The sequence below is a fragment of the Pseudomonas sp. P1_A1 genome (genome assembly GCF_056406935.1).
The window spans coordinates 1-24,007 of record NZ_JBFTZE010000009.1 but is presented as its reverse complement, the minus strand read 5'-3'; the positions used below and the strand labels follow the sequence as shown (position 1 = coordinate 24,007).

Annotated in this window: 18 protein-coding genes and 1 rRNA gene; 4 read left to right on the top strand and 15 right to left on the bottom strand. The window is 60.0% G+C overall.

From position 1 onward, the window contains the following. Nucleotides 1–13: 13 nt before the first annotated feature. From AC1D2Q_RS15100 to mdaB, 5 genes are all read right to left on the bottom strand, one after another. Nucleotides 14–1,363 (bottom strand): GntT/GntP/DsdX family permease, encoded by a 1,350-nt coding sequence (locus AC1D2Q_RS15100; protein ID WP_477813696.1) that lies wholly within the window; start codon nt 1,361–1,363, stop codon nt 14–16. 252 nt (nt 1,364–1,615) lie between these two features. Next, nucleotides 1,616–2,350, bottom strand: a complete 735-nt coding sequence (locus AC1D2Q_RS15095) for a hypothetical protein (RefSeq protein WP_477813695.1) — start codon at nt 2,348–2,350, stop codon at nt 1,616–1,618. Nucleotides 2,351–2,489: 139 nt separating this feature from the next. After that, nucleotides 2,490–3,935, bottom strand: coding sequence for a SulP family inorganic anion transporter (locus tag AC1D2Q_RS15090; RefSeq protein WP_477813694.1), 1,446 nt, complete (start codon nt 3,933–3,935; stop codon nt 2,490–2,492). A 133-nt stretch (nt 3,936–4,068) separates the two neighbouring features. Continuing rightward, entirely contained in the window at nt 4,069–4,980 is a 912-nt protein-coding gene (locus tag AC1D2Q_RS15085) for a LysR family transcriptional regulator (RefSeq protein ID WP_018929425.1), read from the bottom strand. A 55-nt stretch (nt 4,981–5,035) separates the two neighbouring features. Beyond that, nucleotides 5,036–5,626, bottom strand: a complete 591-nt coding sequence (mdaB, locus tag AC1D2Q_RS15080) for an NADPH:quinone oxidoreductase MdaB (protein WP_018929424.1) — start codon at nt 5,624–5,626, stop codon at nt 5,036–5,038. Nucleotides 5,627–5,785: 159 nt separating this feature from the next. Here mdaB and AC1D2Q_RS15075 point away from each other — a divergent pair, with 159 nt between their 5' ends. Continuing rightward, nucleotides 5,786–6,100, top strand: coding sequence for a putative quinol monooxygenase (locus AC1D2Q_RS15075; RefSeq protein WP_305411048.1), 315 nt, complete (start codon nt 5,786–5,788; stop codon nt 6,098–6,100). On the opposite strand, the gene AC1D2Q_RS15070 is transcribed toward AC1D2Q_RS15075, so the two are convergent. Next, nucleotides 6,090–6,854 (bottom strand): sulfite exporter TauE/SafE family protein, encoded by a 765-nt coding sequence (locus tag AC1D2Q_RS15070; RefSeq protein WP_018929422.1) that lies wholly within the window; start codon nt 6,852–6,854, stop codon nt 6,090–6,092. The two genes, AC1D2Q_RS15075 and AC1D2Q_RS15070, sit on opposite strands and share 11 nt — an antisense overlap. A 97-nt stretch (nt 6,855–6,951) precedes the next feature. Between AC1D2Q_RS15070 and AC1D2Q_RS15065 the strand changes: the two genes are divergently transcribed. Then, nucleotides 6,952–7,836, top strand: a complete 885-nt coding sequence (locus AC1D2Q_RS15065) for a LysR substrate-binding domain-containing protein (protein ID WP_477813693.1) — start codon at nt 6,952–6,954, stop codon at nt 7,834–7,836. 155 nt (nt 7,837–7,991) lie between these two features. Continuing rightward, nucleotides 7,992–8,336 carry a cupin domain-containing protein gene (locus AC1D2Q_RS15060; protein ID WP_007900627.1) on the top strand — a complete coding sequence of 115 codons (345 nt, stop codon included), beginning with the start codon at nt 7,992–7,994 and terminating at the stop codon, nt 8,334–8,336. Between the two features lie 94 nt (nt 8,337–8,430). Here the strand turns inward: AC1D2Q_RS15060 and mmsB are convergent, their stop codons facing one another. Further along, nucleotides 8,431–9,318, bottom strand: coding sequence for a 3-hydroxyisobutyrate dehydrogenase (gene mmsB / locus AC1D2Q_RS15055; protein ID WP_019582621.1), 888 nt, complete (start codon nt 9,316–9,318; stop codon nt 8,431–8,433). Nucleotides 9,319–9,328: 10 nt separating this feature from the next. Then, nucleotides 9,329–10,846 carry a CoA-acylating methylmalonate-semialdehyde dehydrogenase gene (locus AC1D2Q_RS15050; protein WP_477813692.1) on the bottom strand — a complete coding sequence of 506 codons (1,518 nt, stop codon included), beginning with the start codon at nt 10,844–10,846 and terminating at the stop codon, nt 9,329–9,331. A 163-nt stretch (nt 10,847–11,009) separates the two neighbouring features. Between AC1D2Q_RS15050 and AC1D2Q_RS15045 the strand changes: the two genes are divergently transcribed. Beyond that, nucleotides 11,010–11,957 (top strand): LysR family transcriptional regulator, encoded by a 948-nt coding sequence (locus AC1D2Q_RS15045; RefSeq protein WP_258672309.1) that lies wholly within the window; start codon nt 11,010–11,012, stop codon nt 11,955–11,957. Here the strand turns inward: AC1D2Q_RS15045 and yfiB are convergent. The 7 genes from yfiB to rrf all read right to left on the bottom strand — a co-directional run bounded on the left by yfiB (nt 11,954) and on the right by rrf (nt 23,936). Continuing rightward, entirely contained in the window at nt 11,954–12,457 is a 504-nt protein-coding gene (gene yfiB, locus AC1D2Q_RS15040) for an outer membrane lipoprotein YfiB (protein WP_477813691.1), read from the bottom strand. The genes AC1D2Q_RS15045 and yfiB overlap by 4 nt on opposite strands. A 5-nt stretch (nt 12,458–12,462) precedes the next feature. Further along, nucleotides 12,463–13,731 carry a diguanylate cyclase DgcN/YfiN gene (gene dgcN, locus AC1D2Q_RS15035; protein ID WP_477813690.1) on the bottom strand — a complete coding sequence of 423 codons (1,269 nt, stop codon included), beginning with the start codon at nt 13,729–13,731 and terminating at the stop codon, nt 12,463–12,465. Beyond that, on the bottom strand, nt 13,728–14,303 hold the full coding sequence (gene yfiR / locus AC1D2Q_RS15030) for a regulatory sequestration protein YfiR (protein WP_477813689.1): 576 nt from the start codon (nt 14,301–14,303) through the stop codon (nt 13,728–13,730). Before yfiR ends, dgcN begins: the two co-directional genes overlap by 4 nt. A 117-nt stretch (nt 14,304–14,420) precedes the next feature. Next, entirely contained in the window at nt 14,421–16,529 is a 2,109-nt protein-coding gene (recD, locus tag AC1D2Q_RS15025) for an exodeoxyribonuclease V subunit alpha (protein WP_477813688.1), read from the bottom strand. After that, on the bottom strand, nt 16,526–20,215 hold the full coding sequence (gene recB, locus AC1D2Q_RS15020) for an exodeoxyribonuclease V subunit beta (protein WP_477813687.1): 3,690 nt from the start codon (nt 20,213–20,215) through the stop codon (nt 16,526–16,528). The genes recD and recB overlap by 4 nt, the downstream gene beginning before the upstream one ends. Next, a complete protein-coding gene (gene recC / locus AC1D2Q_RS15015) occupies nt 20,212–23,664 on the bottom strand; it encodes an exodeoxyribonuclease V subunit gamma (RefSeq protein ID WP_477813686.1) in 3,453 nt (1,150 codons plus the stop codon). Before recC ends, recB begins: the two co-directional genes overlap by 4 nt. Before the next feature lie 156 nt (nt 23,665–23,820). Further along, nucleotides 23,821–23,936: ribosomal RNA gene (rrf, locus tag AC1D2Q_RS15010) — 5S ribosomal RNA — on the bottom strand. Nucleotides 23,937–24,007 lie beyond the last annotated feature (71 nt).

Genomic DNA, 24,007 nt, shown 5'->3' with positions numbered 1-24,007 from the left:
CGGATGGCTCCGACTAAAGCAGGTAAGAAAGGCCTACGGTCAGGCCGAAGGCGACCAGCGAGATCAGCGTTTCAAGCACTGTCCAGGTCTTGAAGGTCTGGGTGACGGTCATGTTGAAGTATTCCTTGATCAACCAGAAGCCACCGTCGTTGACGTGGGAAAAGATAACCGACCCCGCCCCCGTCGCGAGCACCAACAACTCCGGATGGGGATAACCCAGACCAACGGCCACCGGCGCGACAATCCCCGAAGCGGTGGTCATGGCCACGGTGGCAGAACCAGTGGCGATGCGCATCAACGCGGCGAACAGCCAACCCATCAACAGCGGCGACAACTGGAATTCATTGGCCAGGCTGACGATCTGATTGGTGACGCCAGCGTCCACCAGAATCCGGTTCAAGCCACCACCGGCACCGACCAGCAAGGTGATGCTGGCGGTCGGCGCCAGGCATTCATTGGTGAACTTGAGGATCGACTCGCGATTGAAGCCCTGGGCCAGCCCGAGGGTCCAGAAACTCAGCAAGGTCGCCAGCAGCAAGGCGATCACCGAGTTGCCGATGAACAGCAGGAACTGATTGAAACCGCTACCCGGCGTGGAGATCAGATTGGCCCAGCCGCCGACCAACATCAGCACCACCGGCAACAGAATGGTGGCCATGGTGACGCCGAAGCCCGGCAGGCCATCGCGCGGCTCACGCTCCAGGAACTGGCGCTCCAGGGGGTTATCGGCCGGCAGTTGAATGCGCGGCACGATGAACTTGGCGTACAGGGGACCGGCGATGATCGCGGTCGGAATACCGATCAAAATCGCATAGAGCAAGGTCTGCCCCACCGACGCCTGATAGACCTGCACCGCCAACATCGCCGCCGGGTGTGGCGGTACCAGTGCGTGGACCACCGAAAGCCCCGCGACCATCGGCAAACCGACCATCAGAATCGACACGCCCACCCGCCGCGCCACGGTGAATGCGATGGGCACCAGCAAGACAAAACCGACCTCGAAGAACAGCGGCAACCCTACAAGAAAGGCGATACACACCATCGCCCAGTGGGCATTTTTCTCACCGAAACGGTCGATCAAGGTGCGCGCCACCTGCTCGGCGCCACCAGACTCGGCCATCATCTTGCCGAGCATCGTGCCCAGCGCCACCACCAGCGCAATATGCCCCAGCGTCTTGCCAACCCCGGCCTCATACGCCCCCACCACACCCGACGGCGGCATCCCCGCCAACAGCGCCAGGCCGATGGACACCAGGGTGATCACAATGAAGGGATTGATCCGGTAACGAGCGATCAGAACGATGAGCGCGATAATGGCGATGGCGGCGTAAACCAACAGCCAATAGCCGAAGGAAAGCGTCATGCGGTACTCCTCGAAAGGGCCACGTCGAATGGGTTGTGAAACTCATAAATCATTTCGACGGGCTACTTTCAAACGAAGTGAAAGTAATTTTCGTGGAGGGGTAAGGGATGTCGTGCAGAGGTATGGGAGATCGCGGGTTATGAAAATCGGATAGCGGAATTTTCATCCCTCGGCGTGGGAACGATCAGCGTAGAGGGATGACAGTTTCACTATCGATGCAAGGCTTGAGTCTGCTGTATCGAGATCAAGTCATCAGAGATTGCGCGATAGCGCCCTGCGCACGCTATCACTGTTCAGCGCAGGGCTTTCAGTCTCGGCAGGGGATTGCTCCGGTGCAGGACTTTCGACCTGGAAAGAGATTTCAGCCTGGGCCGGGCTTTCAACTTGAACAGGGCTTGGCGCCTGACCGCGACTGGCGACCCGATTGTCCAGCGTCTCGATAAAGGCGTTCAAATCGTTGATCAGCAGTTTCTTGCGCTGGGCGCCCCGATACCACGCGTAGAAAAAATAGCCCGCCGCCGCCAGGAAGCCTAGCCCGGCCGTAGCAAGACCGGCGATGCACAATCCAAGCACGATCAGCACTGTCTTCCAGTTAAAGGGCGACAGCTCCAGTTCGGTATTCAGTGCACTCGCGTCACGCAGCACCCAGCGCTTGGACGCTGTGTGGTTCTGCAAAATGGTGTGCAGAGGCGAACCATCCTTTTTCAAGGCGCTGATCAAAGAAATTTCCTGACCTGTGCGCAAAGGAATGTCCATGCCGCGCAGCTTTACATCGTGCTCGATACCGTCCGGGGTTTTGACCCAGATCTCATGATTGATGATCGAAACGGAACTGATGCGCACAGGCGTCACATCACCGTCGTTACCGTTCACCTGAACGCCGCCCGTGGATGTCACACGGGTCTCGCTGATTTTTTCGCTGCCCACCACTTCACCGCTCAAGACAGTGAAAGAAACGGTTTTATCGCCATGGGTAAAGTTGTGCATTTCGATTCCTTGATAGACCCACGTCGATCGACGCGCAGGAGAAAGATCCGTATGCGGCGGATGCTACTAAGTAGCCATCACACTGTCCATAATTCGCCACCACTCGTGACACATAGCACAGGAACGCCCCCCATCGATTTCAGTCGTGATGCTCGCTGGCGCGCTTGAGCAGTTTCTTGCAGCGCTCGGACAAATGCAGCACGCGTAGCTGCTTGCCGGCCTTGGTGTAGCGCTCGCGCAATGTCTTCAGCGCGGCGATGGCCGAATAGTCGACGAAGCTCAGGTGGCGACAGTCGACGGTGACCACGTACGGGTCATTGGCGGGATCGAACTGGTTGAGAAAAGGCGTCGTCGAGGCGAAGAACAACGTGCCGTGCAGGAGGTAGAGCTTGCTGCCGTCGGCTTCAACGTGACTGTCGGCATACAGCTCGCGGGCCTGTTGCCAGGCAAAGTTGAGCGCCGCAATGATGATCCCGCACAACACGGCGATGGCCAGATCGGTGAACACGGTAATCACCGTGACCGCGATGATTACCAAGACATCGTTCAGCGGCACCTTGTTCAGTACCCGCAATGAAGCCCAGGCGAACGTCTGTTGCGACACCACGAACATCACCCCGACCAATGCGGCCAGCGGAATGCGCTCGATCAGCGGCGAAAGGAACAGCACAAACAGCAGGATCATCCCCCCGGCCACCGCACCGGACAGCCGACCGCTACCGCCGGAGCTGAGGTTGATCATGGTTTGCCCGATCATCGCGCAGCCCCCCATGCCGCCGAACACACCAGAAACCATGTTGGCAGCGCCCAAGGCCACGCACTCGCGATCCGGGTAGCCGCGGCTTTCGGTGATCTCGTCGGTCAGGTTCAGGGTCAGCAGGGTTTCCAGCAAGCCGACCACCGCCATCAATATCGCGTAAGGGACGATGATGCGCAGGGTTTCCAGGCTCCAAGGGATGTCTGGTAGCGCAAAACCCGGCAAGCCACCGGCAATGTGCGCCATGTCGCCCAAGGTACGGGTCGGCAGGCCGAGCAGGTAAACCGCCAGCCCAACGCCCAGGATCGCCACCAACGCCGGCGGCACGGCCCGCGTCAGCCGCGGCATCAGGTAAACGATGGCCATCGTCAGCACCACCAGTCCGATCATCATGTACAGCGGCGCACCACTCAACCAGGCCTCACCGCTCTTGAAGTGCTCCAACTGGGCCAGCGCAATGACAATCGCCAGACCGTTGACGAAGCCGAGCATCACCGGGTGCGGCACCATGCGCACCAGCTTGCCCAGCCTCAACAGACCAAACGCCAGCATGATCAGCCCGCCCAGCAGCACCGTCGCCAGCAAGTACTGGACACCGTGCTGCACCACCAGCGCAACGATCACCACCGCCATCGAGCCGGCGGCACCAGACACCATCCCCGGCCGCCCGCCGAAGAGCGCAGTCAGGGTGCAGATGATGAAAGCGCCGTAAAGCCCCATCAATGGATTGAGGTGGGCCACCAACGCGAAAGCGATACATTCGGGGAGCAGGGCGAAAGAGGTGGTGAGTCCGGCCAGGACATCGGCGCGCAGACGTTTGGGTTTCATGGCTTACCTAAAAATACAGGCGGGAAAAGAGGGACGCGGATGTTACGGAATTGACGGCGGGCGGGCCAGTGAATGGGTGGCCGAAAATGCAATCGCGAGCAGGCTCGCGATGAACGATAACGCGGTCTGCGAATCAGCCCCTGAAATCCGCAATCGCATAAGCCGCCAATTTGCCCTGGATGAAGTCCAGGAAGCACTGGATCCGCAGGGCCAGTTGCGAGTTGCGGTAGTACACCGCGTTGATGGGTTGGCGATATCCGCTGTTGAACTCCGCCAGCAGCACCTGCAAGCGACCGGCGCGGATGTCGTCGATCGTCATGAAGTGCGACAGGCAGGCAATGCCTTGGCCGGCCAGCGCCAGGTGCCTGATCGTCTCGCCACTCGACGCACTGATCGACGCTTGAATCGGCCAGCGGTCACCATGGACATAGCGCAGTGGCCATTGGTTGAGACCTTCGTTATGGGTAAAACCCAGCAGCGTGTGCTCGCTCAAATCCTCGACAGCGCTCGGTACGCCGTGTTGCTCCAGGTACGCTGTGCTTGCGACGATGTGCAGCGGGCTGCAACCCAGGGAGCGGGCGTGCAGGGTCGAGTCGGCCAGCGTGCCGATGCGGATGGCGATGTCGGTGCTTTGTTCGAGCAGGTCAATGATCAAATCGTTGCTGTTGAGTTCGAGCTGGATGTCCGGGTAGAGACGGCGGAACTCATCGATGTACGGCACGATGGCGTGCAGCATGAACGGCGACGCGGCGTTGATCCGCAGTCGCCCGGACGGAGTTTGCTGGCGTGAGGACAGACGCTCTTCGAGCTCGTCCATCTGATCGAGAATCAGCTTGGCGTGCTCGAAGAAATATTTGCCCTCTTCGGTCAGGTCCATGCGCCGCGTGGTGCGATTGATCAGCGTGGTATCGAGCTTGGCCTCCAGCCGCGACAGCGTGCGGCTGACCGCCGACGGCGTTTGCCCGACTTGCTCAGCCGCAGCCGAAATCGACCCGCACTCAATCACGCAGACGAAAATCTGCAACTCATCGGATCTGGCTTTCACGTGTGTCCCTTATCGATAGTCCTGCACTGCTTCAGATATCGATAGTAGCCGAGCGTCATGCCTTAAGGCCAAACACCTCGGTCAAGTGCTGCTCATAACGCGCCACATCCGCTTCGATATTCGGGCGCTTCATCACATCGACGCACAAAAAGGTCGGCAGACCGGTCATGCCGAGGAAGGTATTGGCCTTGTGGAACGGCAGATACACCGCGTCCACGCCCTTGGCTTCGAAGAAGTCGGTCGAGTCGTCGAAGGCTTGCTGCGGGGCGTTCCAGGTCACCGACAGCATGTACTTTTTACCGTGCAACAAGCCGCCGCTGCCGTACTTCTGCGACGCGTCGGAGCGCGTGCGACCGTCGCTGGCGTAGAGGCTGCCGTGGCCTGCAGTGAAAACTTCATCGACGTACTTCTTGACCGTCCAGGGCGCGCCCATCCACCAGCCGGGCATCTGATAAATGATCACATCGGCCCAGAGGAATTTGGCGACTTCCTCGGCGACGTCGTAGCCCTCGTCGATGAATGTGGTTTTCACATCCACACCACCGCGATCCAGCACGCTCAACGCTGCTTCATGCAGCGTCGTGTTGTAGCGACCATCGGAGTGGGCAAATTTTTTGCCGCCATTGAGCAACAGGACTTTTTTCATGAGAAATCTCGCAAGGTTGGAATCGATGGCGGCAGCCTAACGATCAGCCTCGCGCGGAATAAGCGCTCCATCCGCAAAATTCATTTGACCTATACGCACGAATCTACAAGCGATTGTTGCCATAAACTTGCGCCGATTCTGAATGTTTAGGAGATCCTGATGAGCGAGCTGCAAGGCTTCATCCTGCACGCCAAGACCCGCCCGGATAAAGCCGAGGCCTTCGAAGCGTTCTTCCGTGCCTATGTCGAACCGAGTCGCGCCGAACCCGGTTGCATCGAGTACCACATGCTGCGAGACAAACAGGACCCGACGCTGTTTATCTTCTACGAGATCTGGCAATCCCAGGCCCATCTGGACGTGCACTCGAACCTGCCCCATATGAAGCAGTTCCTCGACATGCGCATGGAGTATCTGGAGCAGGATTTCGATATCCGCCCGATCGAGATGCTCAGCACATCGTCCGCTAGCCGCTGATCAGCAAGTGGCCGCCGAGCACGCCGAGGCCGATGAAGAACACGCGCTTGAACAACACGGCGCTGATCCGCTGGCGCAGCCATTGCCCCAGCAACATGCCGAGCACCGCCGGGATCAGCGCCAACAGCGACGCGCTCAACTCGCCACCACCGAGGGCGCCGCGCCATAACAGGCCGGCGGCCAACGCGAGAGTCGAGACAGTGAACGACAGGCCCAGCGCCTGCACCAGTTCATCCTTGTTCAAGCCCAGTGCTTGCAGATAAGGCACCGCCGGAATCACGAAGACACCGGTGGCCGAGGTGATGACGCCCGTCAGCACACCGCAGAGCGGACCGAGCCAACGCTCGGTGCGACCGCCGACGCGCAAGGTCGGCAGGAACAACCCGCTCAAGGCGTAGATCAACAGCGCCGCCCCCAGCCCCCGAACCACCCAATGTCCACCGGCCATGCCGATCCACACTGTGCCAGCACCAGTGCCGATGAAAATCGCCAGCAGCATCGGCCATAACCGGTTGAGCAACCCGCGCAAATGACCGCCGAATGCCAGTTGCCAGACGTTGGTCAGCGTCGCGGGAATGATCAACAACGCCGCAGCCTGCGACGGCGCCATAGCCAGGCCGAGCAGGCCCATGGCAATGGTCGGCAGACCAAGGCCGATCACCCCTTTGATCATCCCGGCCAGCAGGAAGGTGGCGACAATCAATAAGGATAGGGCCAAGCCCAGATGTTGATAGAACGCGGCAAGTGTATTCATGGGGCTATCGTGGGCCCTGAAGGGTGCCTTGAAAATCTGCCATATACTGAGGCTGCCTCTTGAATCGGTAGAGGCTAAAAACGATCCGGGACACTGTATGCACTTCGACCTCACTGACCTGCGCCTCTACCTGAACATCCTCGACACCGGCAACATTACCGCCGGTGCCGTCCGCAGCCATTTATCACTGGCGGCGGCGAGTGCACGAGTCCGCGCGATGGAAGCCTCACTGGGCATCGAGTTTCTGGAGCGAGGTCGCCGCGGTGTCAGCCCCACTCCGGCCGGCAAGGCGCTGGCGCAGCACGCCCGAGTCCTGTTGCAACAGGCCGAGCGCATGCAGCAGGACCTGGTCGAATACGCCAAAGGCGTCAAAGGCCAGGTGCGGTTGCTGTGCAATACCACTGCGATCACCGAGTACCTGCCGGAGTTGCTGGCGGACTTTCTGCGCGACCATCCGAACCTCGACATCGACCTGCAGGAGCTGCCCAGCACACGCATCACCCACGCCTTGCGCCAGGGCGCAGCAGACCTGGGGATCGTGTCCGACGCCGTGGATACCGACGGCCTGCATACCCGCTATTTCCGCGACGATCCGCTGGTGCTGGTCCTGCCGCGTGATCACCCCTTGGCTGACACCGGACCATTAAGCTTCAGCGCCACCTTGCACCACGATTACGTCGGCCTGAACGCCAACAGCGCCTTGGCCGTTTACCTGGAAGAACAAGCCCTGCACAGCGGCTTGCGGATGCAGGTCCGCATCCGCGCCGATGGTTTCGAAGGCGTGATGCGCATGGTCGCCCGGGGAGCCGGGCTGGCGATCGTGCCCTTGGCGGCGGTCGAACGCTGGCCGGCTGAAACGCCGTTCAAAAGCGTCGCACTGGAAGAGCCGTGGGCTCGCCGCAAACTGTTGCTGTGTGCCCGGGACTTCACCGTGTTGCCCCGTTATGCCCAGGCCTTGCTGAACGCCTTGACTCTCCCCTGAGGGGCAGGTTTTTGCTCGCTGGAAAATCTTTGAGCGTTTGCGCGTTTCTGGACAGCTCGATGTCGAATACAGACAACTGAGCGGAGCATGGGCGCTATAGGGTGCGACTTCAGTTCTTCAGTACCACTTTCTATATTCCAAGGCCCGGAGTCCACATGACCGCACCGATTACCGTTCTTCGCGACACTCACCCGTTGCCCGTACTCGACGCCTGCAAATGGGAAAAGCTCGAAGGCGATCCGCACACCGTCAACCTCAACGCGTACACCAGCGAAGATGGCAGCAAGATCATGGGCACCTGGATCTGCACGCCGGGCAAGTGGTATGTGGAATACGTGAAGTGGGAATACTGCCACTTCCAGGAAGGCTACTGCATCATCACCCCGGAAGGCATGGCGCCGATCCACCTGCGCGCCGGTGACATCTTCGTCATCGAGCCGGGGATGAAAGGCACGTGGGAAGTGGTTGAAACCGTGCGCAAGTATTTCGTGTTTGCCTGATGCAAAAAACCGAGAGACCACCCGACGTGGTCTCTCGGTAAAAAGGCATGCATGAATCCTGTGGCGAGGGAGCTTGCTCCCTCGCCACAAACGCTTATTGGGGTTTGCGATAGCTGTTGATGATCGCCGAGAAGTCCTTGCCCCCTTCCCCACGCAGGCTCATCGCCTGATACAACTGCTGGGCCACCGCGCCGAGCACGACCGGTTGGTGCGCCTGACGTGCCGCCTCAGTGGCCAGCCCCAGATCCTTGAGCATCAGTTCAGCACCGAAACCGCCGGTATAACCGCGCGAGGCCGGCGCCGTTTCGACGATGCCCGGCCACGGGTTGTACATCTCCGAACTCCAGCAGCGCCCGGTTGAACTGTTGATGACGCCCGCCAGCACGGTTGTGTCGATACCCAGGGCACTGCCCAGCGCCATGGCTTCGCTGACACCGACCATGGAAATCCCCAGCAGCAGGTTGTTGCAGATCTTGGCGATTTGCCCGGTGCCGACTTCGCCGCAATGGACGATGTTGCGGCCCATCTGCGCCAGCACCGGTTGCAGAGTGGCGAACAGTTCAGGCGTGGCGCCGACCATGAAGGTCAGCGTCCCGGCCGCTGCACCGCCAGTGCCACCGGAAACCGGGGCATCGGCCATGGCCACGTCCTGCTTTGCGGCCGCCGCGGCAACATCTCGCGCCGTCTGCGGATCGATGGTGCTGCAATCCACCGCTGGCACGCCTTTGGCGATTCCCGCCAGCACACCGTCTTCCCCCAGCCAGACACTGCGTACATGGGCCGCTGCCGGCAACATGGTGATCACCAGTTGCGCGTCTTTCGACGCTTCCTTCGGTGAAGTGCTGATGGTGCCGCCGAGTTGAGCCAGTTCGGCCAGCACGGTTTGATTGAGGTCAAACAGGTTCAGCGAATGGCCAGCCTTGATCAGGTTGCGCGCCATCGGCGCGCCCATGTTGCCGAGACCGATAAAAGCGATTTTCATGTCCGGCTCCTTAACGCAAGTGGATGGTGGTGTTCACACCGTGGTTGATGCTGTCGTCATCGAACCAACGCGCGGTGACGGTCTTGGTTTGAGTGTAGAACTGCACCACTTGCTTGCCATACGGACCGAGGTCGCCGAGCTTCGAACCACGGGAACCGGTGAAGCTGAAGAACGGCACCGGCACCGGGATCGGGATATTGATGCCGACCTGGCCAACGTCAATTTCCGACTGGAATTTACGCGCCGCCGCACCGCTCTGGGTGAACAGACCCGTGCCGTTGCCGAATGGGTTGGCGTTGACCAGGGCAATGGCCTCATCGAGGGTGTCGACTTCCAGCACTACCAGCACCGGGCCGAAAATTTCCTGGGTATAGATCTGCATCTCAGGGGTTACGCCAGAGAACAGGGTCGGGCCGACAAAGTTGCCCTGCTCGTAGCCCGGAACAGTGATGTCGCGACCGTCCAGCTCCAGCTTGGCGCCTTCCTTGATCCCGCTTTCGATCAGCTCGAGAATCCGTGCCTTGGCCCGTTTGGAAATCACCGGGCCAACATCAGTGCCTGGCTCGCTGCCGGCATTGACCTTGAGTTTCTGCGCCAGCGCCTTGAGATCCGGCAGCCATTGTTTGGCCGCGCCCACCAGCACCACCACCGAGGTGGCCATGCAGCGTTGCCCGGCCGCACCGAAACCGGCGCCGACCAGTGCATTGAGCGCTTGCTCGCGGTTGGCATCGGGCAGCACAACGGCGTGGTTCTTGGCCCCCATCATCGATTGCACGCGCTTGCCGTGTTTGCCGGCCAGGTCGTAGACATGCGTGCCGACCGCGGTCGAACCGACGAACGAAACAGCCTTGATGTCCTTGTGGGTGCAAAGCGCATCGACCACATCCTTGCCACCATGAACGACGTTGAGCACACCCGGCGGAATGCCGGCTTCAATCGCCAGTTCCACCAACAGCATGGTCGACATCGGATCCTGCTCGGAAGGCTTGAGCACGAAGGTGTTGCCGCAGGCGATGGCCATCGGAAACATCCACAGCGGAATCATCGCCGGGAAGTTGAACGGGGTAATACCGGCGCAGACGCCGATCGGCTGACGCAGGGTATAGGTATCGACACCGCCTGCGACGTTCTCGGCGAACTCGCCCATTTGCAGGCTGCCAATGGAGCAGGCGTGCTCGACCACTTCCAGGCCACGGAAGATATCGCCCTCAGCGTCGGCGATGGTTTTACCCTGCTCATTGCTGAGCACCACGGCAATACGCTTGGAGTGCTCGCGAATCAGCGCCTGAAGCTTGAGCATGATGCGCATCCGCGCGCCGACTGGCGTCAGCCTCCAGGTCTGAAAGGCGCGATGAGCGGCGCTGATGGCGGCATCGACTTCAGCAGCGGTCGCGAAGGGGACTTTGGCCAGCACTTGCTGGGTCGCCGGGTTGACGATGTCGTGCCATTCGGTGGTCTGGGATTCGACCCACTCGCCATCGATCAATAACTTGACCTTTTGTACGGTGGTTTCTAGCGATGCGTTCATGTTGGGTCTCCGGGACGTTGTTCTTATTTAGAGAGCTATCTTGGGAGCCAAGGCGAGAAAGTCGCCTTGAGATGAGGCGTGTGTCGCGATTTGGTTGTCGGACTGTTTTTGGAGTATAGATGTGCAAACTTCTAATAAGAACGCACATAAAAGCCGGTCCATCATGCAAAAAAACATCACGTCTTTAGGCTCGTTGAACTGGGATGACCTCAAGTTTTTCCTTGAAGTTGCCCGTACTCGCAAGGCCAGCACTGCGGCCAAGCGTTTGGCGGTGGACTACACCACCGTGTCGCGACGCATCAGTTCGCTGGAGGCCTCGTTGGGTACGCTGTTGTTCGAGAAGTCCCGCACCAGCGGATTCGTCCTGACCGCTGAAGGCCAGCGCCTGCTGGGTTACGCCGAATCGATCGAAAGCACCCTGCACATGGCTTGCGAGCAGGTCTCGGGCTCAGGCGTCGCGTTGTCCGGGCACGTGCGCATGGGCTGTACCGAAGGGTTCGGCAGCTTTTTCATCACCCCGCAGCTGAGCCATTTCGTCGACGCCTACCCGGCGATCTCGGTGGACATCCTGCCGCTGCCGCACTTCATCAGCCTGTCCAAGCGCGAGGCAGACATCGTCATTGCGCTGGAGCGGCCGGAACACGGCCCTTATGTCTGCTGCAAACTCTGTGACTATCGATTGCAGCTGTACGCGACCCAGGATTATCTGGACAAGCACCCACCGATCCGCCGCCCGGCAGATTTGAGCAAGCATCAATTCATCAGTTATGTGGACGATCTGGCGTTCAGCTCGGAGCTGCTGTACCTGGCGAATGTGCTGCCCGGTGCCAGTGCCAATCTGCGCAGCACCAGTGTGATCGCGCAGTTCGTGGCGGCGCAGCAAGGACGGTCACTGGCGATTCTGCCGTGCTTTTTGGCGGCTCAGGACCCGCGGTTGCTGCCGGTGTTACCGCAAGAGATCACCATCACCCGGCAGTTCTGGATGTACTGCCGGGAGGACCTGCGCAAGCTCAAGCGGATTACCTTGTTGTGGGACTACATCCGTACCGTCACCGAGCAGAATCATGCACTGTTGATGGGGGAAAGTCGGGAGATGGTGTTCGCCGATTAATCGGCACTCACCACGATCGACACCCGGCGGTTCTCGGTGCGCCCGGCCGCGGTGGCGTTGGAGGCGACGGGCTTGCTGCTGCCCAGGCCGCGCAGCTGGATGTTTTGTTCTTTTATGCCGACAGCGGTCAATACCGTTTCAACGCTTTTCGCGCGACGCAGGGAAAGTTGTTCGTTATAGGATTCCTCGCCCGAGGCATCGGTATGACCGTCAATCCTCACTCGCTCGATTCCCACGCCCAACAACGCCTTGCCAATGCGTTCGACGATCTGGGTACTGGCGGGGTTGAGGTGTTCGACATCGCTACCGAACAGCACTTTGCCGGACAGGCCGAAGGCCCAGCCCTCATCCGTCATCTCGAAACCTTGCTGCTTGAGTACAGCGATCTGCGCCGGGGTCAGTCCTTTCTGCGGTGTCGTCTGGCAACCGGTCAATGCCAGCAAGGTCATGAATAAGGTAATCGTAAAAAATCGCAGAGAACGCTGAGTGAATGTGAACACAAAAATTAGCTCCTGGTTTGAAGATGGACGACAGAGTGCTCCGACCCTGCCGTGTGGTGAGCGCCTCGGGAAAGGCGTTTGGCCTGATACATCGCGGCGTCGGCAGCATCGAGCAGCGCACCCGGCGTAAGCCCATGATCCGGGTACACGGCGATGCCGATGCTGAGTGAAGTCAACACCTGGGTACCGCCCGGCAACGGGATTGGCGCGTCCATACTGGCAATGATTTTGTCGGCAATCCGTTCGGCGTCTTCTATCTTGTGCAGCGGCGTCAACAGCACGGCAAACTCATCGCCGCCCAGACGCGCAACCAGATCCTCTTCACGCAACTGCGCACGAACCCGGGTCGCCACGGCGATCAGCACCGCATCACCGGCAGCGTGACCGAAGTTGTCGTTGATCTCCTTGAACCGGTCGCTGTCGAGAAACAGTACGGCCACTCCCTCATCCAGCTTGCCCGCATTGCGCAAGGTGCGCATCAGGCGGCCTTCGAAAAATGCCCGGTTCGGCAACCCGGTAAGGCTGTCATGGCTGGCCTGGTGGGCCAGGGTTTCGTTTTCGTTTTGCAGATGGGTCTGCCAGGACTCGAGCTCGTCAAGCAAAGCATTGAAGTCGTTGCCCAGGTTGTCGAGTTCGGCAATGTCGGCGGGCGGTACGCGCCGGTCGAAGGCACGCTCGCTACGGGCGGCGTGAGCCACGGCAGCCAGGCTGCGCAACGGGCCGGTGATCCCTCGCAATTGCCGACGCGCCAGATAAAGCGCTACCCAGGCACTGACAGCGGTACACAAGACGATTCCCACCAGACCGCTGAGCAAAAAGCGCATCAGGCTGCCGCCGTGTCCGATGAGCAAGATGCTGCCGATTTCCTGACCTTGATGAGTGATCGGCATACTGATGGGTTTTTCCAGAATCGTTCGGGCGACCTGCATTTCAAGATCGGAGAGCCATCCCGTTTCCGGTCGTTGCCAACGTGCGAGCAACTCGCCTTGCTCGTCCATCACTTGTGCATCAGCCACTTCTTCAGTGGAAGCGATCAATGCCAGCGCTTCGGTGGCGGCGGCCTTGTCGTTGAACACCACCGCGGCTTCCACGGTGTAGTTGATCGAACGGGCAATCAGATGCAGGTTGTGATCGGCATAGACCCGCAAAGCCAGAACACCCAGCAGGGTCAGTGAAACACTGGCCATGGCCACGCCCACCAGGGCGACGATCAAATGTCCACGGCCGATAACCGACCCCAGGGTCGGACGTATGCGAGATTTGAATAGATTCATGGCGCCGCCGGCTTGCGGCGCGACAGTTGCAGCACACTGGGATGAATGCGCACACCGCTGCGGGCGACCGAGTCGAGGTTGACCTCGAAGGACACCTGTTCATCACCGACCCGCAGACAGAACAGACTGCCGACAGTGCATTGATCGCCGCCTTCGCTGATGCTCACCACCGGGCGCCCCGTCAATGAGGCAAATAGCCGACTGCGTTCATCGCTGGTCAGCTTGCCGATGTACACCGCATCGCATTCACTGGCGATGGCCGGGTTATCGGCCAGCAACCGTCGTACAGCAACCGGTCGACCCGTGGCTTGTGTGGTGCCTTTGACCAGGTCATCGGTGTATTCAGTGGGGCCGACCACGCACAGGCGCAGTTGTTGGGGCTCAACAGGCCATCGGGCATAACTGAGGATCCCGAGTACCACCTGAGTGACCGACCTGGCACGTTGGTCGGCTTTGCTCACGATAGTTTCCGACTCAGCACAGGCAACGCCCGTCAACAAACAGAGGAGGCTGGCAAGCAGCACTTGTTTGCAGCCAACGACACGCTCTGTCGCCCAGACAGCCAACTTCATGCAGGAATTCTCTACCGTCGCAACAAGATGATGCCGCAACGATAGCACAGCACTGAAACCCCAGCGAGGCGACACACCACGGCACATCGGACAGATTCGGACGTCTGGCACCGCCCCTCAATGGCTCGGCCAGGCCCCCTCTTCCAGCTCCAGCATTAACCCACTCAAGCGCTTGACCTTGCGCCGCACGGCCTCTTCGAACACGCCGGCTCGAGGCTCAATCAGGGTGAACCAGTCTTTGGCCCGGGTTATCCCGGTATAGATCAGTTCCTTGGTAAGCACAGGATTCAAAACATCCGGCAGAATCAACGCCGTATGGGCAAATTCCGAGCCCTGGGATTTGTGCACGGTCATGGCATACACCGTGTCGACATCGTTGAGTCGGCTTGGCAGGACAAAGCGCACACCGCCCTGCCCGTCATTGCGCGGGAAGGCCACACGCAGCACATGCCGCCCGGCCTCGGGGCCTTCACGCTCCGGCAGCTTGAGGGCAATACCAATGTCGCCGTTCATCAAACCCAGGCCATAGTCGTTGCGGGTCATCAGCACGGGCCGACCTTCGTACCACTGATGGTCGCTGTCGATCAGCCGAGCCTTGAGCAGCGCATCGGTCACGCGCTGATTCAAACCTTCCACGCCCCAAGGCCCTTTGCGTACGGCACACAACAGCTGGAAAGCGTCAAAGGCCTGCAGCACCACGCGAGCCCAATCGGCCCAGCATGGATCGTCGAGCGGGCGGTCGAGCGGTGGTCGCTGACTGCGCAAAAGACTCAGGTAATGCCGATAACCTTGCGGCCCCCTGCCATGGCCCTCGAGCAACAAGCGCTCCAGCGCCCGGTCCTGCTCACCCTTGAGGGGCAGGGAAAATACGTCGTCATGACTTGCAGCGGCCAATAACTTGCGCGCGTCCTCGGGATGCTGTTGGTTGACCCAACGGGCCAACTGACCAATGCCGCTACCCTCGCCGAAGCGCCGTGAGTGGCGCAGCATCACGACTTGCTGGGCCAGTGGATGCGCGCCGTGGGTGTCTTCCCGCAAACCGCTGGCATCGAGGCTTTCACCGCTGACCGCCTCCAGCCACTGGCGGGTCTGCGGGCTGTACCAACCGGCTTCGGCATCTCGACACAGATCGCCCAGTACGGCACCGGCCTCTACCGACGCCAATTGATCCTTGTCACCGAGCAGCACCAGACGAGCATGGGGCGGCAACGCATCAAGCAGGTTGGCCATCATTTCCAGGTCGATCATCGAGGCTTCGTCCACCACCAATACATCCAGCGGCAAGCGATTACCGGCGTGGTGGCGGAAATGCCGGGTGCCGGGTCGACTGCCGAGCAAACGGTGCACGGTGGTCACATCCGACGGGATCTTCTCGCGCACCGTTTCAGGCACTTTCAGGGTTTGAACCTGCTGGCTGATGGACTCGGTCAATCGTGCGGCAGCTTTGCCGGTGGGTGCCGCGAGACGAATACGCAACGGTTTACCGGCCTCCACTGCGGGAGCCTGGAGCAATGCAAGCAAGCGCACAACCGTGGTGGTCTTGCCGGTTCCCGGGCCGCCGGTGACGATGCTGAATGCACTTCGAGTAGCCAGGGCACACGCGAGCTTCTGCCAGTCGATCACGTCATCAAGCCTGGCTGGACCGAACAGCCCGGTCAGGCGTTGGGGCAAATCACCCGGCGTTGCTTCGTGTGCCGCCAGGCGCTGGCGCAGCGCGTGGTCGATGCGCCGTTCGTAAGCCCAGTAACGGCGCAGGTACAGGCGCTTGCCCGACAGCACCAACGGCCGGTGTTGCGCAGCCTCACGCCCATCGACGGCCAGAGCCACCAGACGACTGGACGCCAGCACTTTGCACCAATGGGCACCGTCCAGCGTCTCGAGCAATTGCGACGGCAGCAACATCGCCCCGCTTTGCAAATCACCTTCCGGCGGCAGCGACAAAGCGAAGTCCGGTTCTTTCAACGTTTCGAACAGATCCAGACAGACATGGCCGTGGCCCAACTGGTGACTGATCAACGCGGCGGCCAGCAGCACCAGCGGATCATCGTCGGGAGCAAGCTCATGGAGAAACGCGACGAAGGCCTTGTCCAGCGCCCGCAGCCAGCCGCGTTCGACCCAGCGCGTGAGCAGCAGCAACAAGTCATCAGCACGACTCAAAGGGGCCAGGTCCGCCAGACTTTCGGCCGCCAACGGCGTAGGCAGCAAATCGGCGAAAGTGCGACTCATAGCAATACTCCCTGTTCCCAGGCAGGCTCGGCCTTGGGCTCTGGCTTGCCTTGGAACAACCGGTCCAGGCGCTCGATCAGCTCCCGTGGCGGACGGGCAAAATACACACCCTGGCTGGCCGCTCGAGTACCGCGAAGAAACAGGTACAACGCTCCACCGACATGTCGGTCGTAATCGTAATCGACCAGCCGGGCCTTGAGCTGGCGATGCAGGGCGAGCAGGTACAGTACGTATTGCAGATCGTAACGGTTGTCGAGAATCGACTGCTCCATGGCCTGCTCGGTATAGGCCGCGTCATCGACGCCCAGCCAGTTGGATTTGTAGTCAGCGACGTAGTAACGGCCTTCATGCTCGAACGTCAGGTCGATGAAGCCTTTGAACATGCCATTGAGCAGCACCGGTTCGGCGGCCACCCTGGCCACGCCGTGATGGGTGTATTGACGTACCAGCTCATCGAGCTTGAGCACATCGACTTTATGACTGGCGAACCAGAATTCCATCTCGACCCGGTATTGAGTCAGTTGCTCGAACACCACCGGCGCCTGCCCGCCACCGATGTGCAATGGGGATTTAAGCAAGTGCTGTAGCCAGCCGCTCAGCGTGGTGATCCAGCCTTCCCAGCCACGGCGGTTGCAGCGACGGGCGATCGCGTCTTCCACGGTTTGCGGTGCAGCGGCAAAACCTTCGTCACCGGCCCACTCGAGCAATCCATGAAGAAAAGTGCCGGGGTTCGGACCACGAGGGAATCGATGGATATCTGCGCCGCCAGCGGCGACTTCTCGTGGTGTTTCGGGATCAAGGCGTTCGTCATCAAAGAGCTTTTGTGCTTGCGCGCTCTCCGGTGCCTCGTCACTGCCCACGCTCAGACTGTCACCAATGCGTAAGGCGCTGTAAGAAGCGATCCACCAGTTTTCACTGGCCTTGCGCCGGGGTATCAGCGGGGCCAGCAAGGTCGCTTCATTGCGTGGCGGGTGGTAATGCTCGGCGCTCGCGTCGGGCATTTCACCGTATTTCAGCGCCGCACAATCTTGCTGCAAGTCTTCCAGCCAACGACGCAGCCCTGCCGACTCAGCCAATGGCGCTCCACCGCCCAGCAGATAACCCAACGCCGAACGGTGCAGGACCGAGCCGTTGTTATTGCCGCGCTTGAGATCAGTCACACCCAGCCAGCACGCATGTTGTGCCCGGGTCAGGGCCACATAGAGCAAACGAAGGTCTTCGGCCAAACGTTCATCGTCGGCTTGGGCGATCAACTCGGCCGTCGGCTTCAAGCTCACTTGCGCCTTGCCCGTGGCATCGTGGTAATGCAACGGCAAACGACTGCCATCCACCGGTTTTGCCGAGCAAATGAACGGCAGAAACACCAATGGATATTCAAGCCCTTTGGATTTGTGGATGGTCACGACCTTGACCAGTTGCTCGTCGCTTTCCAGGCGCAGGATCTGTTCTTCGCCAGCCTGACCAGACAACGCCAGATGCTCGGACAAATGACGGATCAGTGCTTGCTCGCCATCGAGTTCGGCGGCGGCCTGCTGCAGCAACTCGGACAAGTGCAGCAGGTTGGTCAATATCCGCTCACCATCGCTGCGCGCGATCAACGCCTGGGGCAGCTGAAAATCATGTAGCAATCGCCGCAACATGGGCAGCACGCCCTGTTTGCGCCAGAGCTCGCGATAACCGCGGAACTGCATGACCCGTGCTTCCCAGGCCAGTTCGTCCTGATTCAGCCGCTCCAGTTCAGCCAGTGAAAGGTTCAGCGTGATGCAGGCCAGCGCGGCACGCAGGGGACGTTCGACATCCGGCTCGGCACACGCCTTGAGCCAGGTCAGCAGATCATGGGCCTCCTGCGCGGCGAATACCGAGTCCTTGTCTGACAGGTAGACACTGCGCACACCGCGAGCGGAAAGTTCGCCGCGCACGGCCTGCGCCTCTTTGCCGTCGCGCACCAGAATCGCAATGTCCGCCGGCAGCAGGCCTCTGAGATCCTTACCATCCCGTATGAAGCCCGCACGCCCCTGCTGACCGCCATTGAGCAACGCAGTGATTTCACTGGCGCAGGCGGCGGCCAGTTGCTGTCGATACACCACACCGGACAGTGGCTGGTCAGAGGACAAATGCCAGATGTTCAGGGCAGGCACAACCTGACCCTCAATGTGCAGGACTTCTTTGCGCCCCTGGGACTCGACGGGTAGAAACGGTACCGGGTTCTCGCCACTCTTCTCACGGAACAGGAACGCGCCGCGCCCCTGCTCACGAGATTCAGCGCGCTGGAACACATGGTTCACCGCGTTAACCATGCCATGACTGGAACGGAAATTTGTACCCAGGGTATGCAGGCGGCCAGTGGTGGCTTGCCGGGCGCGCAGATAGGTATAGATATCGGCACCGCGAAAGGCATAGATCGCCTGCTTCGGGTCGCCGATCAGAAATAGACCGGATTCAGGGTTGTTGTCTTCGATGCGATAAATGCTCTCGAAGATTCGGTACTGCACCGGGTCGGTGTCCTGAAACTCGTCGATCAGCGCAACCGGGAACTGCTCGCGGATCAAGGTCGCCAGACGCTCACCGCCATCGGACTGCAACGCCGCATCGAGACGCAGCAACATGTCATCGAAACCCATTTCCGCGCGACGACGCTTTTCTTCCTCGAACCGAGCACCGACCCAGTGGGCGGCATGTTGCAGCACGGCGGCATCGGGGGTCGGCAAGCCATCGAGACTGGCCTTGAGGCCGGGCATCGCATCGAGACCGGGATGACGGGGAGCTTCACCTTTCCAGGCTTCAGCCATGCCATCGGGAGTCAGGCGAGTGAAGCCGGTGCCAATGTCCAGTTGCTCCAGAGATTCGTCTTCGGCCCAGGCCCGGAGCTTTTCGAACCAGGGTTCGAAGTAGCGCGCCTGCATCTTGCGACCATCGACGCTTTTGCTCGCGACGCCCTGATGACAGATGGCAAGCAGCTCATCGGCCCATTGGCGCCAGGGCATCTTGAGCTCGAGCAATGCGGCCCGTCGTTCCTCCAGGCACTCGGCAATCAACTCGGCAGGTTCTTTACCTTCGACGCTGTCACGTTCGCTGGCGAACAACCCACGCACGCGCGGCAACAACGCCGCCGGGCCACCCCAGTTGCCGCGAACCCAATTCAGCGCATCACCTTGCATCGGATAGCAGAACAGTCGCCAGTAGTCGCGCAGGACTTCGCCAAGCAAATCACTGTGATCGGTTTCCAGGGTCTGGGTGAACAGGCTGCCACTGTCGAATGCATGTTCGCGCAGCATGCGCTGGCACCAACTGTGGATGGTCGATACCGCCGCTTCATCCATCCACTGGGCAGCGATGTCCAGGCGGCTTGCACAACCTGGCCACTGCTCAGGGAGGTATTGCTCGCGCAACTCGGCAATCAGGCCATCCGGTGCCGGTGTCTCATCGCGGAAAAAACGCGCAGCTTCAGCCAGTCGCGTACGAATACGTTCGCGCAGTTCTTTGGTCGCGGCATCGGTGAAGGTCACCACGAGGATTTGCGGCGGCAGCAATTCACGGCCAAAACCACTCGACTCGTCGCCATGGCCAAGGACCAGACGCAAGTACAACGCAGAAATGGTGAAGGTCTTGCCCGTCCCGGCGCTGGCTTCGATCAGTTGGCTTCCACGCAAGGGGAATGCCAGGGCCAGCGGTGTTTTCGTGGTCATGAGCGCGCCTCCTCGCTGGTCAATGAACGCCAGGGAGCCTCAAGCAGCGGCCGATACAAAGCGTCGCACCAATCGGGGAAGGTCTCGTCGGCAATCAAAACATCGTAGTCGGCGTATTGCCGAGCCAGTGCCGGGCTTTCGCGGCGCTCGCCATCAGAGGTCTGGCCATCACCTTCATAGGCCTTGCGGGCTGCGGCGTCGGCTTTGATCGGATCGGTTTGAGCGAGCCAGGCGAAGGCTGTTTTTACAGCAATCGGCAACGGCTGGCGCATGCCCGCTTGCCAGGCCAGCAACAGATTACCCAGGGCATCAAGTGCTGCATCCTTCGCCAACGGCGCCAGTAACAGACTGTCGTCGCTGGCCACCAACGCGGTGGTCATCGGCATCCCGCTGGCACAGGCAACCAGGTGATTGATCCATGGTCGTGTCAGACGATGCCATTTGCGGGTCTTGAGCGAGCCGATGCTGTTGGGAATCGTGGTGACCGACAGCAAACCACCGTCCGCGCGTTGATGCAGGCCACTGAGCCAGCCCTCCAGGCGCAGCCCATGCAGTTCCAGACTCACCGGCAACGCGCTGGTGAGCGGGGTTGGCCATAACGCCAGGAGCTGCTGATAGCGCTGCAACAGATCCGGCAGCGGCTCGATCAACTCTCGCTGCAGACATTCGCCGAAACCGGCCATGGGCAAGAGCCCGCTGTTTTGCAGGCGTTTCGCCTGCGCTTCCAGCACCTGATCGATTTGGTCCAATTGCCCGAGCGCTGCTTCGAGCAAGCTGTCGCTGAGGCTATAGCGTTGCAGCGCGTCGAGTACAAATGGCTCTTCATCCGCCAAAGGCGCTTCGGCAGCCTCGAAGAACACTTTGAGTCGCTGACTGAAGAAATGCCGTACCGGATTGCGCAGGAAATCCTGCAATTGACCCAGACTCAGCGGCTCGTCCTGAATGTAGGGTTCAAGAACTTCGATGGCAGGCGTCATGCCGCTGGACTGATGAAGTACCTGCCACTCGCTGGCGTAGCTGAACAAATCATCGCCTTCATGGAAGTAGCGCGCACTGAAGGGTTGCAGCGGATGTTCCTGAGTCATGGACTCAAGCAGATCATCATCGTCATCGTGCAACCGCCAACCGCTGGCGAGATGGTCACGCAACTGTCCTATCAATACCGAGGCAGGGCGCTCACTGTTGTCCCGAATACTGCGGCCGACCCAGCTGATATAGAGTTGGTCCCGCGCCGACAACAAGGCTTCCAGCAACAGATAGCGGTCATCTTCGCGCCGGGAACGATCGCCGGGCCGGTAGTCGCTGCCCATCAGGTCGAAGTCCAGTGGCGGCTGCGCGCGAGGGTAATCGCCGTCATTCATGCCCAGCAGGCAGACCAGTTTGAACGGGATCGCTCGCATGGGCATCAAGGTACAGAAGTTGACGGCACCGGCGAGAAAGCGCTGAGACAAGCGACCTTGGTCGAGGCCAGTCAGCCAGGCTTCACGGACTACGGTCAGCGGTAACTCGTCCTGCAAACCTACCGACTCGCAGGTCTCAAGCCAGGTCTCACGCAACTCTTCGAGCTGGGCCAATAAATAGTCGTCATGTTCGTTACTGGCCTGGAAAAACAACTGCACCAGTGCTTGCAAACGGATGCCCCAGAGTTTGGGCGGCGCAGGTTGGGTGAGTTCCTGATGGGCAATCTCCAGCGCATCCAGCAGTGCGACCAAAGGCCCTATGAGCGCAGCATCCAGGCCACCGATCTCGTCGTAGGGCTCAATGCCCTCGCAGGCACTGGCGCTGCCCACCGCATAACCAAGCAACATCCGGCGCAGGCCGAAACGCCAACTGTTTTGCTCCAGTTCTCCCGGCAGGCCCAGACCCGCACGCTGCTCGGCATTCATCCCCCAACGGATACCTGCGCCTTCGATCCAGCGGTGCAAGGTCGGCAGGTCACGTTCCTCTACGCCGAACCGAGCGCGTAATGCCGGAACGTCCAGCAGATCGAGAATTTCGCTGACGGGGAAACGACTGTCGGGCAGCTTGAGCAGATGCTCTACAGCGATCAGTAGCGGATCCCTRCCGCGCTGGCCTTGATCCGCGAGCGTGAAGGGAATGAAGCGCGGGTCGTGGCGATCAAGCTGACCAAAGACAGCGCGGATGTGGGGGGCGTAACTGTCGATGTCTGGAACCATCACGATCACGTCGCGAGGCCTTAAGTCTGGATCAGCACTGAATCGTGCGAGCAGCTGATCGTGGAGAATCTCCACTTCGCGTTGAGCGCTATGGGCGATGTGAAAACGGATCGATTCGTCCTTTGCCAGATCGACGGCAGGCCAACTCTCGCGTGTTTCGTTCAGGGGGCGCAATTCCAGGATGTCGTCCTGCAACTGATTGAGCATGCTCTGAGGCTGGTTATCGCTGAAAAGGTCGATGCGCCCATCCCGAAATGCCGAGCGATAGCTGTTGGGATCGTCGTAACTGTCGAGCAGATTGATGTAGTCCCGCCCCTGCTTGCCCCACGCTGCCAATAGTGGGTGGGCATGCTGATGGAGCGTTTGCGGATCAAGCACAACCGGCATGCCGCGCTTGCGAGCCTGACGCTTGTATTGATGCCGCAACAGGTCTTTATCGGCGACGATGTCCGCCCAATGGTGGCGACATGGGTTGTGTACGCACAGCAAGACCTGACTGAATCGAGCCAGCCCGGCAAGTGCTTCCAAGGCTTGAGCTGGCAGTGAAGAAATCCCGAAAACAATCACCCTGGAAGGCAATCCACTGGGCGCTCTGTCGAGACCATTGATACGCTCGATAAAGCGTTGGTGGACACCCGCGCGGCTTTGCGCCATGCCTTGTTCACCGACATCCAGCAACAGCGCACGCCACAGCTCTGCTTGCCAGCAGTTGGCCGGAGTCAGGGCTTTGGCTTCGCCTCTGCCATTTCGTAATTGGTGACGGCCTTCTGCCCAGTCTTCGAGCCAGTCCGCCCTGTACACCTGATATTGGTCGAATAGATCGGCCAGCCGCTCCGCCAATTGATAGCGTTTGCGTAAGTCGGTGTCATTCGTAAGGAAGCGCTGCAGGGGCTCGAAGTGCGGTTGGTTGATCAACTGTGGCAGCAGACGCATCAGGCGCCAGGTCAGCGGGGCTTTGTCGAGCAGGGATTTGGCCGGGATTTCGTCACGTCCCAGCACCATGCGATAGAGCTGCCACATGAAGCTGCCTGGCAACTGCACATCGATGGCGGCAGCGATTCCGCAGCCGCCCATGTCGTCATCTTCAGGGTCTTCGGCCAGTGCCAGCTTCAGCCATTGGGCGATGCCGTTGCTCTGCACCAGGGCGATTTCATTGTCCAAGGGAGCCAGCGGGTAGCGCCGCATCCAACTGACCACCAGGCTGCGCAGCTCGTCCAGGCGGTTGCCGTGAACCACCATAAAACCAGCACTGAGGGACGTAGCGTCCGGCATAAAGGCTTCCTTGGGAAAATACAAAAGCTAGGGCCGAACCTTAGCACTGTCGGCAGACTGTGACAGCCGGGACCGTTCCGATGTTGCTGTACGAACTTTCCTGCGGGCAAAACAAAACCCCTACCTGCATACGCAGATAGGGGTTTCGGAATTTAATCTTGACGATGACCTACTCTCACATGGGGAAACCCCACACTACCATCGGCGATGCATCGTTTCACTTCTGAGTTCGGGATGGGATCAGGTGGTTCCAATGCTCTATGGTCGTCAAGAAATTCGGGTACCGAACCGTCTTTCGACGCTTCAGCAAATTGGGTATGCGATAGTTTGTGCGGCTTTTGTG